This window comes from Exiguobacterium sp. s192 (assembly GCF_018618795.1).
GTDB lineage: Bacteria > Bacillota > Bacilli > Exiguobacteriales > Exiguobacteriaceae > Exiguobacterium_A > Exiguobacterium_A undae.
The window spans coordinates 1-13917 of record NZ_JACSMS010000008.1; the positions used below are offsets into that span (position 1 = coordinate 1).

Here is a 13917-nt window from a genome sequence, read left to right on the forward strand (position 1 = left end):
ATGTGTTCGAAACCATCTTTTATCGTATCCTCTCACAAGCTGTCGATGCTGGGTTCGTGGACCCTTCGGTCCTATTCATGGATTCCACACACATCAAGGCGAACGCGAACAAACGGAAGTTCAAGAAAAAAAAGATTGTCCGTCGCGCTATCCAACAGTATAAAGAAGAACTCGACCTGGAAATCAACGAGGATCGGGTACTTCATGGAAAAAAGCCCTTCCCCCCCAAGGAGAGCCGTCTTGAAACAAGGGAAATCAAGGAAAGTACGACAGATTCCGAGAGTGGTTATTACGTGAAGGGGGAACGTGAACGACTATTCGCTTATTCTTGCCATACAGCCTGTGATCGAAATGGCTTCGTACTTGGACTGATCCTCACACCTGGCAATGTACATGACAGTAAAATGCTTGAACCTCTTCTTGAGTCCGTCAGTCATCGTTTTGGTCAGCCATTCGCTGTCGTAGCTGACTCTGCCTACAAGACCGTCCAACTCGCACGTCATCTCCTTCAACGAAACATCTTACCAGTTTTTCCTTATAACCGCCCCAGAGGGGTGAAAGGAATGTTCAAAACGAAAGACTTCTATTACGACGAATACTATGACTGTTATTTGTGTCCTAAGAATCAAGTTCTTCGTTATCGGACGACCAATCGAGAGGGCTATCAGGAATACGTCTCTGCCCCCACAATCTGTGCGTCGTGCTCTTTTCTTTCAAGATGCACGAAGAGCCAAGAGAATAAAAAAATGATCCTGCGTCATGTCTGGCAGGAAGCAATGGATGAGGTGGAGCATTTACGGCATACTTCCGTGAATCGTTCATTGTATCGAAAACGACAGGAGACAATCGAACGCGTCTTCGCAGATGCAAAAGAAAAGCATGGCATGCGTTGGGCCCGATATCGTGGTCTGAAAAAAACAACGCTACAAGCGATGCTTACTTTTAGTGCCCTGAACCTCAAAAAATTAGCGAACTGGTCATGGGATTCCGGTGGGAATCCTTATTTTTCACATCACTTTATACGACTACATAAGACAAACCCTCATTTCAACGTTGAAATGAGGGTTTGTCTACGATCTGAAAAGTCCACTGTCGTGGACTTTCCTTCAATCTTCTTATAATCCGAGCACGTGGAACTGATAACCACGCCCAACCACGAATCCAGCCTCTTTATAGAGATCCAGCGCCCGCGCGTTATCCGTCTCGACATCCAGTTCAAGCTGCGTCCGACCTGTGCGGAACATTGCCTGGACCATCAGCTTCAACATCTTTTTGCCATAGCCGTTGCCTTGCGCTTCCGGACGAACGGCAAACGCATGGATGCTCGCTTGTGTCTCAGAAGCCAAGTACGCCCGAATGACACCAACCGGCTTGCCGTTTGCGACACCGATGAACGTGATGCGATCCTCCGACTCAATCGCCTGATAGATCGATTCCGCTTCATCGGCTGTGTTCCCGAACGATGAACCGAGTGTCTCGACGATGAACGGACGATCGTCCTTTGTTGCTTCCCGCAGTTCGAAATCCGGATCCGCTTTTAAGAACAACTGAGCTTTTTTCAAGACCATGTTGTATTCCGTCATCCGGTACTCCGCACCGAGCTGACCAAGGACAGCCTGACCTGATTTACTCGCATCATCAATGACGAACGTAAACGCTTCGACGCCTTGCGGACGGGCTGCTTCTTTCGCCGCTTCGACAAGTGTCTTGAAGACACCCTGCTTCCGGTAATCCGGATCGACGAAGACATTGATTTCCCATTCCGTCGGTAAGTAAGCAAATGCTTGCAGATAACCAATCAATTTCGTATCGTCATAAACAGCAAAATCGTTTTGTCCGACCCAATCTGCCGCGACTTTTAATTCAATGCCATCGTGATCATTCACACATTTCTCAAGTTGTAGAACTTCTGTTGTTTGTTTGACTTCTGATACTGTCCATTCCATTTCACTTCACCTCAACCTTTACTATATCGAACCATCAAAAAAAGCACTAGCAAAAGCTGGTGCTCCTTGCAGTTTTCTCATTTTAATTTAAATGTCTTCATCATCGCCGGAACGTCACTTGTGATCAAGTTGGCGATTTTCGCTTTGCCGACTGCCCCTTTGACGGCTTCGGTCGGCTGGACGTAATAATACGTTTTGTTGCCTTTTGTGCCGAGATACGTGCCGAATCCGACTTGTTTCTCAAATTGTTTTTTTGACAATTTCTTCGGTTCAAAGTTCAAGTTGACGAGCAACTGATCTTTCCCCTTTACCTTATAATAAAGCGAAAACGTTCCGCTACGTGTCACGGTGCCGTATTTCGACTTCACGGTTTTGTTTTTGACGAGCTCGACTTTATCCTGCTTGATGGCCGTTTGCAACGCCGTCGTCGCCTTGACGGAATAACCGAACTCTTTATTTTGAATCGTTCCTGTTTTGTACGTCACGTTACTGGCACCGAAAGCTGTCACTGGAATTAGACATGCCCCGATTAATACCCCTGTCATTGCTACTCGTTTCATGCTAACTCCCCCTTGACTCTTCGATAGTAGAAGAATTCCCTTTTGTGAAATAGGTAAACTCTATTCTTGAAAAAGATTTGACGGAATTGTCTAAATTTCTTACGATAGAACTAACGAAACGAAATGGGGTTAAACTGATGGCTGAACAAGAACAATTAACGCAAGAACAGCTCGATAATCTGCTGAAGAATTCGTTTGCGATGCAGGTACCAATCCTCGAGAAGTTCATGAAAGATACACATGACCGCTACGCACTCGCGACGACATCATTCAAACGTGACATGGACACGATGAAAGAATCAGAGTGGCACCAGTTCTTCGCCGGTAAATTGTTACCGCATTTCTTCCTCGAACACCTTGGATTCGGAGCGTCGTTCCGTTTTAACGGACACGACAAAGAAGTTGATCTTCCGGAAAACGTCGTTCCTGTCCGGAATGATGCCGATGATCAAATCGCGAAAGTTGTCCTCGGTGTCGAAAAAGCGATGAAGGACATGCACATCAAAAACCATAACCTGGTCGCGAAATTCTACCAAGAAACACTTGAACTGGCTTGCCAGATGGGCAGCCGCGTCGGGATGAGTGATGAATTTTATACACTCGTCAAACCAAGCCTCGTCCAAGCAAACGATTCTGAATGAACTACACGTCCCGCCCTTCATCACGTATGAGGAGTGGGACATTTTTTATTCTTCGAACCGGACATAAAAGCAGGCGCCGCCGAGTTCACTGTCTTGAACGCCATACGTCAAGCCGTGACTATCGAGAATCAACCGGCTGATCGCAAGACCCAGTCCATGTCCGGAACCACCGGCTTGTTTGACGTAAAGATCCCAAATCGTCGCCCGATCCGCCTCTGCGACACCACTTCCGGCATCTTCAACCGTCAGCTCGTTTGACATCAGCCGGACCCGGACTTCACTCCCACTTGGGGCAGCGACGTGCGCATTCATCAGGAAATTGACGAGGACCCGCTCGAACATCCGGCGGTCAAGGAATTCTTGAACCGGTTCCGTTACAACCGTCAAACGGAGACCGTCTTTTTGGAACATCGACTGCAGGCGTTCGACCGTTTCCTGCACCAGCCGATCAAGCTGTACTTCCGTTCGGTCAAGCGGCATCATTCCGCCGGCCAGTTTCGAGTAGACCAGTGTCTCGTCAATCAAGAGACCTAATCGATCCGTCTCCTCGATGATACTGTCGGTCACCTCCGGCAACTCTTCGACCGGAATCACTCCTGCCGCAAGAGCTTCTGTTTCGTTGCGGATGATGGCAAGCGGCGTCCGTAAATCATGCGTAATACCGGCGATAAACGATTTCTGTAAGACCTCTTTTTGTATCAATTGTTCCTGCATCTCGTCCACGGCACTGATCAATTCGCCGACTTCATCGTTTGGTCGATCCGGTAACACAACGTCTTTTTGTCCGTCGCCGATCTGCTGGGCAACGGCTCGTAAGTCAATGATCGGGCGAATGAACTGCCGTCCCATATAGTAGGCAAGTCCTGCCGCGAGCAACAGCGTCACGAGAAAGGCGACGCCAATCGCCACATAGACGCCGTCGAGCGCACTGCTCGCAAGCGGTGCTTCCCGAATCGTCGTGATGACCGTTTCCCCGTTTGTCACCTGATAGGTCAACAGACGATTGCCTTGAACTTCGATCACGTCCTCTTGTTGCAAGTCCTCTAAAATCGGTAAGTCGACGACTTGCCGACCACGCCCGCCAATCCGTTCCGTCACGCCGTCTGTCGTGATGAAGCCTTGAATCTCACGCGGGACCGGTCGATTTTCTGTCAGCGCTTCTTCGATGATATTCGCTTCCCGCGCCAGTTGACTGTAGCGTTCGTCTTCGGCAAACCGGTTGACGAGAAACGCTGTCAGACCAAAACTGAGCACCCCCATGATCAATAACGGAGCGATGACGGCGAGTAAAAACTTCCGCATCAATTTACTCATTCGATCGCCTCCAACCGGTACCCGACCCGATGCACCGTCTTCAACTGTTGTTTGACGGTCGGCAGCTTATCTCGTAACTGTTTGACATGGGTATCAACCGTCCGCGTATCGCCGCCAAACGTGTAACCCCAGACGTCATCGAGAATTTGATCTCGGCTCAGTGCCTCACCGAGATGCTCCATAAAGTAGACGAGCAATTCAAATTCCATCTTCGCGAGACTGATTGTCTCCGCGCCACTTTTGACCTGACGTGCTTTTTCGTCAATCGTCACGTCCCCTAACTGTCGTCCGGCTGGCACACGTTGCTTCAACGCCCGCTCCAGTCGAATGATCAACTCCTTTAGAACAACCGGTTTGACGAGATAGTCGTCGGCGCCGAGTTCCAGCCCAAATACCCGGTCGTCCGCTTCCCCGCGTGACGTCAACATAAAGACGACCGGTGCCGGTTGCCTGGTTTTGATTGACGGAACAAGTGACCAACCGTCCCCGTCCGGCAGGCGGACATCGACGAGCACGGCGTCAAACTGATTCGAACTTAAGCTCGTTTTTGCTTCCGCCAGTGATCCCGCGATCGTGACGACATAACCATGATGCCGTAAAAAACGTTCCGTGACTTGCGCCAGTTTCAGTTCATCTTCAATCACTAAAATCTTCATCTTCATCCCTCCATTTGTAGTGTACCGTCTTTTTTAAGCGCTTGGTCTTTCTTCGCGATTTCTTTGCAACTTCCTCACAACTTTGATTCTCTCGCCCGCTAACATAAAAGGTGAAAGGAGTGATCACCCATGAAATTCAAAAAACAATGGATCACCGCACTGACCATCAGCGCTTTAACCGTAGGAGGAGCTTCGGCGTATGCTGCGACAAACGACAGCGATACGGCTACAAAATCCGAACGTCCGCATTTTGAAGGGATGAAACGACTCGACTTGACGTTATTACTCAAAAAACTCAATCTGACCGAACAACAGGTCGAGACAGCCCGGGAAAAAGGGCAATCGATTGCTGATCTTGCCAAACAAAAAGGCATCTCGTTTACGGACTATAAAAAAGCGGAGCTCGCCGCCGCCAAAGAACAACTCGCTTCGCTCGTCACATCGGGTGACTTAACGAAATCGCAGGCAGCCGATATGTTAAAACACCATACGGAACGATTCAGTGGTGTCTCAAGTTACGCCGAGCTGAAAGAGCAGATGCCAAAAGGACATCACGGTGACAAAGGCGGTTTCTTCAATGAATCGTTGATTGCTGACGTCTTAAAAGCACTTGGTCTGAGCCAGGATAAATTTGACGCCGCGAACCAATCACTCGCCGCTTACGCGAAGGCTCAAGCAATCAAGTTCGCCGACTACAAAAAAGCTTTGCTTGCCGCTCAGACGACGCAACTCGATCAATTCGTCAAGGACGGAAAGATGACGAAAAAACAGGCAACGGACATCAAAGAACGGCTGACGGAGGAATTTTCCGATGCCAACAGTTACGACGACCTGCCGGAACGCGGACAGCACGGACCGGGTGAACACGGCGGACGCGGTCACGACGTGTTTGGCGATACGACCTCTGCCATCCTCAAACGACTGAACCTCGATGAAACCAAGTTCAAAGCAGCCGATCAATCGTTACCGGAATTTGCGGAAGCAAATAACGTCTCGTTCGCAAAATTCGAACAGGCCGTGCTTGCGGAACAGACAAAAGCGATTGAGGCAAAAGTCAAAAGTGGTGCCATTACGAAAAAACAAGCAGCAGCCATTAAAGAACGAATGCAAGGACGTGCCGATGAAGTCTCAAGCTATGACGACTTACAGCAAGGTCCCCGCGGCGGACACGGTCCGGGACGTCATCACGGAATGAACGAGTCCGACCGATCTGAACAAGCCGATCCAAATGCCAGCGACACGTCTGTCGACTTAGCCATCTGATTACACCTTAAAAATCATGACAAACCAAGTCCGCCTTCACACCAAGTGGAGCGTGATCAGGTTTGTCTTTTTGTCTTTTTGTCTTTTTGTCTTTTTGTCTTTTTGTCTTTTTGTCTTTTTGTCTTTTTGTCTTTTTGTCTTTTTGTCTTTATTTATGTTCTTTACGATTTATGACCTTATCTTCTCTTATCGTCTTTTATTTTTATTTTTTTCTCTTTGCCTTTCAATCCGCGAATCACATAAGACGGTTGTGTCCACGTTCGAAGCTCGACTTCTACGGGAAAAGGAAGCTTTGCTTCCGTCAGGAACAAGGGAGACCCGGTCGACTGTCAAGACGACCGCGGCTTCCGTTCCGCCCGAGAAAAGCGAGCGAAAGAACGTGGACACAGTCGCCCCGCTCTCCCTTTTTGCTCATTCCCCAGAAAATGATTCACTTTTTTTGAAAAATAAGTCTATCTGCCGAACTTTGATTGCAATTCAGGGACCGATACTCCGATACTAGAAAGAGAGCCAAAAATTCGAGTGAGGAGATTCAGCCATGACTTTTTTCAATGCGATGCAACGACTCAGTCGTTCGTCCACATCCCCCTTGTTGATCGGTGGATTAGAACTGTCACATCCGGAACGTGTGGAGCCGTTTTTTCAACAGACGACGGATGCTGTCTTTTTCTTCAATCACCTCGGTGAAATTATTTACTTTAACGAATATCTTCCACTGATGCTCGGTTATTCGGAAGATACTTTGTATGAGCACTTTGCCGTCTTCAATCCACCGGAACAAATTGAGGCCGTGACTGCCTTCTTCAACCGTGCCCTTGCCGGGGAAACCGTCCATTATACGGCGCAAGGACTGCACGTCGATCAACATCGGCTGACATTGAAGATCACCAACATGCCGATTGAACAAGACGGTCAGATTGTCGGGGTCTATGGGGTTGCCCGCGATATCACCCGCGAAAAACAACTTGAGGATGATGTCGCGCAAATCCGTTCCCAGCTTGAACTGACGGAACAGATTCCGGAACTGGTCGTTTTCACATATGATTCATCGACGCGGACCATCGAGTATTCCCCGTCCTTGATTAACTACTTAGGTCTCGATCCGGCGAACCCCAAACACCTGTCAAATGAACAGGTGCACCAACGGATTCACCCGCGTGACTTCGATCCGCTCCGTTTCCAGATGATCCGGTTGCTGGACGGCGAAATCGAGACCTTTGAACAAGAGGTGTCGGTGCTGAACGCCAATCAAGAGTACCAACTCTTACGTTTAAAAGCGTTACGACGCGACGGTTTGAACGGTCCGATTTCCGTGATTCTGTACGATTTGTCGGAAGTCGATGACGTCCGGCGTCAACTGAAAATGGAACGTGAACAAACAAAAGAAATTTATGAGGCGCTCGAGGCAGCGATCTCGCAAATCGATTTATCGAACGGACGGCTGCTGTTTCATTCCAAAGGCTTCTTCCAGATTTTCGAGGAGTTGCCAAAAGACTTGATTCTCAGTCAAGACTGGCTGTTTGAGCGACTGGATCCGCGTGACAGAGCGGCGATGAAACGATTCATCAAACGACTGACGTCCGGGAAATCCGGCACAATCCAGTATCGACTGCTGTTTCCGGATGGACGTCGCAAATGGATCGAGGATCAACAGATTCCCGTCTTCCAACTCGATGGAACGATTGCCTATACGAACAGCATCATGCACGATATCACCTTGCAAAAAGAGTACGAGGAACGGTTGCAGCAACTCGCGATGCATGACTCGATCACCGGTTTGCCGAATCGGCTGTCGTTGACGGATACGATTCGAGACTGGATGCAACAAGGCATTAACTTTTCGATTCTCTCGATCTCGTTCAACCGGATCACGGATATCAACAACGCGTTTGGTCATGCGACCGGCGATCAATGGATTCAAGCGACCAGCAGCCTGCTTTATTCATCGAAACCAAAAGAAATCTTTTTTGGTCATCTCGGCGGGGACGAGTACGCGATGCTGATTCCGTCAAGCTACAAGGAAGATGTCACCTCATGTGCTGACATGTTACTGGGGTTATCCGCCGAACCGATTTTAATCGAACCGTATGCCTTGTTTGCCCGCGTCTCGATCGGCGTCAGCCGCTTCCCTGACGACAGTGATGACCCGATTGAGCTGATGAAACATTCCTATACGGCACTGCGGCGTTCACGGCGTGAAAATCACAGCGCCTTGCATCATTACGCCTCGAATCTCGACATCGACTATTACCGCCGTTACCGGCTGGAACAGGATTTACATTATGCCATCGAACGGGAAGAGCTGTTTCTCGAGTATCAACCGAAGGTCGACAGTTGGACTGGAAAAATCATCGGTCTCGAAGCCTTGATCCGCTGGCAACACCCGGAATGGGGGCGTATTCCGCCAAATGATTTTATCCCGCTTGCGGAAGAAAGTGCGCTCCATGTCGCCATCGGTGACTGGGTCGTCGACACCGCCTGTAAAACGATGAAGCAGTGGGCACGTGCCGGGGCACCGGCGATTCCGATTTCGGTCAACGTCTCACCGAAACGCTTTTTGATTCCCGGATTTGAACATCAAATCGAACAAGTCCTGACCAAATATAACTTGTCGCCCCACTTGCTGGAGCTTGAAATCACGGAAGCCGCCTTGATTATGGACGATCCGAACATCAGTCGGACGCTCGAATACGTCAGTCAGATCGGTGTCCGGATTGCCCTCGATGATTTCGGTAAAGGCTATTCATCGATGGTGTATCTGCAACGGTATCCGATCAATGTCGTCAAGATTGACCGCCAGTTCGCGACGCATATCGCAGACGATGCCAAGGCGCAGGCGATCGTCAAAAGTATTCTCTACATGGCAATGGAATTCAATTTATCCGTCGTTGCAGAAGGCATCGAGACACTGCGCCAACTCGAGACGTTCCGGGCGCTCAATTGTCCGAACATCCAAGGCTACCTGTTTAGTAAACCGGTCTCAGCCAACGTGATGGAAAGTTATTTGCTGCGGGAAGTCTTGTATCCGATCGAAGCCTGTTCGCTTGCGGAAGACAGTGTGCCGAGCTTCTCGGTTCAAGGAAAAATCAAGATGCTGAAACACCAAAATCAAGCACTTGATTTAGGCTTTTCGGACATCAAGGCTCATCGCACCAGCACCCGGTTTCTGTACTTCACAACGGATACGCCACTCCCGTTGCAAAGCGCGACGTTTGAAGTGCGTCTGTTTGAAGGGATTCAACTTGTCTCCTGCACCTTGACGGTCACAGCGATCGAACAGGGGCAGTACGTCGGCGAATACACGACGACACAGGAAGCAGAACTTGTCTTACGGTTTTTCCAGTCATTACGCTACAAAGAATAAGCATCGCACTAAGGTCGTTCTCGCGCGCCTTAGTGCTTTTTTGTTATAGTAATGAAAAGTGCTGAAAAAGGGAGGGATTCGATGCCTGCGACTGAACAGGCCAAACGACACCGCCGGTCAACGAAATGGCAACTGGTACGCCGCCTGTTGTTATTGACGATTGGAGCGGTCATTTTTGCGATTGGATTAAAAGGGTTTCTTGTCCCAAACAGCATCATCGACGGCGGCATCGTCGGGATCTCGATCATCGGCTCCAAGCTGACGGATTCGACACTTGCCCTCTGGCTGTTTTTCCTCAATATTCCGTTCATCTTTTTTGGTTATAAACAAATCGGAAAAACCTTTGCTTTATCCACACTGTATGCCATCACAATCATGGCGGTCGCGACCAAATTACTCGAAGACATCGGTCCGATGACACGGGTCGATTTGCTTGCGACGGTGTTCGGGGGACTGATTCTCGGAATCGGTGTCGGCATCGTCATCCGGGCGAGCGGGTCGCTCGACGGGACGGAAATCTTAGCCGTCTCGTTCAGCCGATCGACCCCCTTCTCCGTCGGTGAAATCGTCATGTTCTTTAACGTTTTCATTTTAGGAGCCGCCGGTTTCGTCTTTGGTTGGGACCGGGCGATGTATTCCTTGATTACTTACTTCATCGCCTTCAAGACGATTGATGTCGTCATTGACGGACTCGACCAATCGAAAAGTGTCTGGATCATCTCGGAAAATCATGAAGAGATTGGACTTGCCATCATGGACCGGCTCGGTCGGACGATGACGTATTTAAACGGGGAAGGCGCCTTTTCCGGAGATGACAAAAAGATCATCTTTTGTGTCATCAGTCGCTTGGAAGAAACGAAGTTAAAAGAAATCGTCCGCGACTTTGATGAAGGAGCCTTCATCGCCATCGGGAACATCCACGATGTCCACGGCGGACGCTTCAAGAAAAAAGATATCCACTAACCTACCGCTGTCGAAGAAAGGGAGGATTGTCGTGTCGTTGTTGAAGAAACACCGTAAGAAACTGATTGCCGGACTGATTGTCTTAATTGTTTTAGTCCTCATCGCCATCGTCGGCATCTCGGCCTATGTCGGTTCGTCACTGACGGAGCCGGCAAAGGAACCGTTGACGACCAATCCGAAAAAAGCAGAAGGACTTGCTTATGAAAATGTATCATTCCGTTCCGTTAAGGACCGGACACGTTTGTCCGGGTGGTGGATTCCCAGCGAAGACGCCAAGCTGACCATCGTGTTTGCCCATGGTTACGGGAAAAACCGGGAACAAAACGATTTGCCGGTGCTCCCGTTATTTAAGAAATTTAATCAAGCCGGCTACAACGTGCTGACATTCGATTTTCGGGGATCCGGTGAATCGGACGGAAAACGGGTCACGGTTGGTGCCAAGGAACAGGATGATTTGTTGACCGCTGTGAACTATGCGAAGTCACGCGCCTCGGAACCGGTTGTCCTTTATGGTATCTCGATGGGGGCTGCGACCTCACTCGTCACGGCACCAAAAGCGGAAGTCGCCGGTGTCATCGCCGACAGTCCGTTCAGCGACCTCAAAAACTATCTCGAAACGAATCTGCCGGTCTGGAGCGGATTGCCGAACTTCCCGTTCACGCCGGTCATCTTACAAGTCACCCCGCCTTTGACCGGGCTCAATCCGGAACGGGTCCAACCGGTTGAAGCGATCCGTCGCATCGAGTACCCGATTTTGATGATTCACGGGAAAGACGATGACGCGATTCCGGTCACGGAAAGCATGCGGTTGCAAAAAGCAGCGCCCCGGTCGGAACTCTATGTCACGGAAAACGATGGACATGTCCAATCCTATAAACATGACCGTCAAGCATACGAAGAAAAAGTCCTGTCCTACCTCGAAGATATTCGATAACGACAAAAAGGGAGACCCCGGTTCCGCGTGAACGAGGTCTCCTTTTTGATGCATTTAGCGTTTTAAGACGGCACTTCCAACAATTTTCAAGACTTCCGGACGACTGAGTTTTTCTTTTCCGCGGGCAAGCGCATCGAGCGTTCCGTGCGCAAGTGCCAGGGGAATTTTACAAAACTCGTAGATTGTCGTCTGTTTCGGAATCGACGCGAGATAGGCATCCGCTTCTGCCAAGTTGTCACGCGCATAGTCAAACATTGTTTCCGTCGTCCAACCCGGTGGGAAATAACCGACACCCCGTTCGGCGTCTTCCTGTTGGTTCCGTAGGATGTTGACGGCTTGCAAGCCCCGACCGAAACCGATGGCCTGTTGTTTATCCGTGACGATGCCGGCTTTCCAGTACCAGATATCGGACAACATGACACCGACGAGTCCCGCAACGTAGTACGTGTATTCGTCAAGGTCCGCAGCTGTCTTGACCGTCCAGTCACGCTCCGCCCAGACTGCCATGCCTTCCGCCATCTCAGCTGTCGATTCCAGCACTTTCGACCGGATTCCTTCCGGACAATAAGCAATCCATTCTGAAAGACGAAGCGTCACTTCCGGCAACTGGTCGGCGTACGGTGCAATCAACGCCCGATACGTCTCGTCCGAGAACGTTCCCCGCATCAATAATGCCGTTTCCCGCAATAGCGTAGTCTTGACGTCCGTCGGCAGTTCTTCGTGATCCTCGATCTCGTCGATCGCACGCATACATAAGTAGGCGGCTCCTACCGCCTCCTGCAATTCCTGTGACAGACGGCTGATCGGTATATAAAAGGTCCGGCTCGTCGCTTTTAATACACGATTCGCATCTTTCTTCAGCTGCTTCGTCTCATTCATCCCACTACACTCCCTCTTTAGTCAAAAAGGTTTCTTTTCTCTACATTACTATACACGATTCAAAAGAAATGAGCATTTTTTTCGTTGTGAATGAAAAAAACTTCTTCTACTAGCGAACTAGTAAAAGAAGTGTCGGTCAAGTTTCCGTATCGGTCCGTTGCTTCAACAACTGACTCATCAAACCTGTACTTTGGGAAGCTTCGGCGTTCTCGTCTTGAATCGCCAGATAGATTTCCTTCCGGTGAATATCAATCTGCCGCGGGGCATGGATCCCCAATTTGACTTGGTCGCCCTCGATTGCGAGAATCGTCAATTCGATGTCGTCACCGATTTGAATCGCCTCACCGGTTTTTCGTTTTAAGACGAGCATCAGCGTCCACCTACTTCAGTCAAACTGCCGATCATCCGTCGGTTCGCATACGTTTCATCGAGAATGATCTGTTTCGCTTGACGGCGTTTCGTCTCCATGACGAACGGTGCCCGCAGGTTCGTCGTCGATTCCTGGAATGGTTCCCGCAACGTGACGGTCGTATAGACCGCGACTTGTGCCGTTTCCTGAATCCCAAGCTGCTCCTTCGCCGACTCCGGCAACTCAAAGACATATTCCGGGTCGATCCAAAACGGATTCGTCACGACAAAGGCACACTCGGTCTGGTCAATCGATTGGAACGACCAGAACGGAATCCCTTCTCCGAACGGTAACAGAATAAAACGTCGTGCATCCGGAAAACCCGGTACTTCCGAAGCGAAGGTGATGATTTCACTTTCGTCTACTTGAACGGTGCCAAAAAAATCCGTGTTGATTTGCATATGATTATCCTTCCCCATCGAATATGCCGCCGACCGGCCACATATCCAGTTGATTTTGTTCCCGTAGATAAATTTCGACCGTACCTTCCGTGACGTTCAACTCCGGTCGGTTGATTTGAACCTCAATTCGTGGTTTCTCCGCCGTATAGTTGATCCGGACTTCTGCCGGTGTGTAATTGATTTTGACACGATCAAGACTACGCGGTATAAAACCGAGTGTCGTTACTTCGGCAGGAGGTGTATCACGTGATTTGGCGACGCGGGCGACCGCATTGCCGCCCTGTTCGATCCGCATCAGTTGATCCCCTTCGGCTGCAGCTTGACCGGTTGCCTGTTGTCCCATTTGCCGTCCAAATGCTGCATACCGTTCGACGGATTCGAGCGCCGGAATCCGTCCCGCTTCAATCATCGCCTGGGTCGAATCAATTTCAAGTCGGGCCGCGACCGTCTCCATCGACAGATTCCCCTTCGGCTGTTCGATCGATAACGTCGCCGGTGCTTGGCGTTGCTCAAGCGTCGCCCGTGTCGTATTGATGCCGATTTTTGCAGACGTTTGACGCATCTCAAGATGTGGCAGATTCATCGCC

At 49.8% G+C, this 13917-nt stretch carries 14 protein-coding genes; 6 read left to right on the forward strand and 8 right to left on the reverse strand.

What is annotated here, in order from left to right; all coding sequences use genetic code 11:
* The coding region (locus KNP87_RS12560) for an IS1182 family transposase (RefSeq protein WP_214721883.1) at positions 1 to 1121 on the forward strand (1121 nt) is incomplete at its 5' end.
* On the opposite strand, the gene KNP87_RS12565 is transcribed toward KNP87_RS12560, so the two are convergent.
* Both KNP87_RS12565 and KNP87_RS12570 read right to left on the reverse strand, forming a co-directional pair.
* Positions 1116 to 1946, reverse strand: a complete 831-nt coding sequence (locus tag KNP87_RS12565; RefSeq protein WP_214721884.1) for a GNAT family N-acetyltransferase — start codon at positions 1944 to 1946, stop codon at positions 1116 to 1118. The genes KNP87_RS12560 and KNP87_RS12565 overlap by 6 nt on opposite strands.
* 77 nt (positions 1947 to 2023) lie before the next feature.
* Entirely contained in the window at positions 2024 to 2506 is a 483-nt protein-coding gene (locus KNP87_RS12570) for a hypothetical protein (protein WP_214721885.1), read from the reverse strand.
* Between the two features lie 137 nt (positions 2507 to 2643).
* Between KNP87_RS12570 and KNP87_RS12575 the strand changes: the two genes are divergently transcribed.
* A complete protein-coding gene (locus KNP87_RS12575) occupies positions 2644 to 3147 on the forward strand; it encodes a hypothetical protein (RefSeq protein WP_026832127.1) in 504 nt (167 codons plus the stop codon).
* Between the two features lie 45 nt (positions 3148 to 3192).
* On the opposite strand, the gene KNP87_RS12580 is transcribed toward KNP87_RS12575, so the two are convergent.
* The gene (locus KNP87_RS12580) at positions 3193 to 4461 is read right to left on the reverse strand and encodes a HAMP domain-containing sensor histidine kinase (RefSeq protein ID WP_214721886.1); all 1269 of its coding nucleotides are present in this window, start codon (positions 4459 to 4461) and stop codon (positions 3193 to 3195) included.
* Positions 4458 to 5117 (reverse strand): response regulator transcription factor, encoded by a 660-nt coding sequence (locus KNP87_RS12585; RefSeq protein WP_214721887.1) that lies wholly within the window; start codon positions 5115 to 5117, stop codon positions 4458 to 4460. Before KNP87_RS12585 ends, KNP87_RS12580 begins: the two co-directional genes overlap by 4 nt.
* Before the next feature lie 129 nt (positions 5118 to 5246).
* Here KNP87_RS12585 and KNP87_RS12590 point away from each other — a divergent pair, with 129 nt between their 5' ends.
* From KNP87_RS12590 to KNP87_RS12605, 4 genes are all read left to right on the forward strand, one after another.
* A complete protein-coding gene (locus KNP87_RS12590) occupies positions 5247 to 6380 on the forward strand; it encodes a hypothetical protein (protein WP_214721888.1) in 1134 nt (377 codons plus the stop codon).
* Positions 6381 to 6918: 538 nt separating this feature from the next.
* Positions 6919 to 9744, forward strand: a complete 2826-nt coding sequence (locus tag KNP87_RS12595) for a sensor domain-containing protein (RefSeq protein WP_214721889.1) — start codon at positions 6919 to 6921, stop codon at positions 9742 to 9744.
* Between the two features lie 81 nt (positions 9745 to 9825).
* Complete coding sequence (locus KNP87_RS12600) at positions 9826 to 10707, forward strand: YitT family protein (RefSeq protein ID WP_026832122.1); 882 nt, start codon at positions 9826 to 9828, stop codon at positions 10705 to 10707.
* A 31-nt stretch (positions 10708 to 10738) separates the two neighbouring features.
* Positions 10739 to 11641 (forward strand): alpha/beta hydrolase, encoded by a 903-nt coding sequence (locus KNP87_RS12605; RefSeq protein WP_214721890.1) that lies wholly within the window; start codon positions 10739 to 10741, stop codon positions 11639 to 11641.
* Between the two features lie 54 nt (positions 11642 to 11695).
* Here KNP87_RS12605 and KNP87_RS12610 read toward each other — a convergent pair whose 3' ends face one another.
* From KNP87_RS12610 to KNP87_RS12625, 4 genes are all read right to left on the reverse strand, one after another.
* Positions 11696 to 12520, reverse strand: a complete 825-nt coding sequence (locus tag KNP87_RS12610; RefSeq protein WP_026832120.1) for a squalene/phytoene synthase family protein — start codon at positions 12518 to 12520, stop codon at positions 11696 to 11698.
* Between the two features lie 136 nt (positions 12521 to 12656).
* Entirely contained in the window at positions 12657 to 12890 is a 234-nt protein-coding gene (gene csrA / locus KNP87_RS12615) for a carbon storage regulator CsrA (RefSeq protein WP_026832119.1), read from the reverse strand.
* Positions 12890 to 13330: a flagellar assembly protein FliW gene (gene fliW, locus KNP87_RS12620; RefSeq protein WP_026832118.1), complete on the reverse strand. Its 441-nt coding sequence runs from the start codon at positions 13328 to 13330 to the stop codon at positions 12890 to 12892. Before fliW ends, csrA begins: the two co-directional genes overlap by 1 nt.
* A 4-nt stretch (positions 13331 to 13334) precedes the next feature.
* Positions 13335 to 13913 carry a DUF6470 family protein gene (locus tag KNP87_RS12625; protein ID WP_214721891.1) on the reverse strand — a complete coding sequence of 193 codons (579 nt, stop codon included), beginning with the start codon at positions 13911 to 13913 and terminating at the stop codon, positions 13335 to 13337.
* Between the last annotated feature and the right edge of the window lie 4 nt (positions 13914 to 13917).

What these genes read in the sequence shown, in the direction of transcription:
- KNP87_RS12585 (WP_214721887.1), bottom strand. Translation starts at nt 5,117, where the DNA reads ATGAAGATTTTAGTGATTGAAGATGAACTGAAACTGGCGCAAGTCACG.
- KNP87_RS12595 (WP_214721889.1), top strand. Translation starts at nt 6,919, where the DNA reads ATGACTTTTTTCAATGCGATGCAACGACTCAGTCGTTCGTCCACATCC.
- KNP87_RS12575 (WP_026832127.1), top strand. Translation starts at nt 2,644, where the DNA reads ATGGCTGAACAAGAACAATTAACGCAAGAACAGCTCGATAATCTGCTG.
- KNP87_RS12570 (WP_214721885.1), bottom strand. Translation starts at nt 2,506, where the DNA reads ATGAAACGAGTAGCAATGACAGGGGTATTAATCGGGGCATGTCTAATT.
- KNP87_RS12625 (WP_214721891.1), bottom strand. Translation starts at nt 13,913, where the DNA reads ATGAATCTGCCACATCTTGAGATGCGTCAAACGTCTGCAAAAATCGGC.
- KNP87_RS12610 (WP_026832120.1), bottom strand. Translation starts at nt 12,520, where the DNA reads ATGAATGAGACGAAGCAGCTGAAGAAAGATGCGAATCGTGTATTAAAA.
- KNP87_RS12565 (WP_214721884.1), bottom strand. Translation starts at nt 1,946, where the DNA reads ATGGAATGGACAGTATCAGAAGTCAAACAAACAACAGAAGTTCTACAA.
- csrA (WP_026832119.1), bottom strand. Translation starts at nt 12,890, where the DNA reads ATGCTCGTCTTAAAACGAAAAACCGGTGAGGCGATTCAAATCGGTGAC.
- KNP87_RS12590 (WP_214721888.1), top strand. Translation starts at nt 5,247, where the DNA reads ATGAAATTCAAAAAACAATGGATCACCGCACTGACCATCAGCGCTTTA.
- KNP87_RS12580 (WP_214721886.1), bottom strand. Translation starts at nt 4,461, where the DNA reads ATGAGTAAATTGATGCGGAAGTTTTTACTCGCCGTCATCGCTCCGTTA.
- fliW (WP_026832118.1), bottom strand. Translation starts at nt 13,330, where the DNA reads ATGCAAATCAACACGGATTTTTTTGGCACCGTTCAAGTAGACGAAAGT.
- KNP87_RS12600 (WP_026832122.1), top strand. Translation starts at nt 9,826, where the DNA reads ATGCCTGCGACTGAACAGGCCAAACGACACCGCCGGTCAACGAAATGG.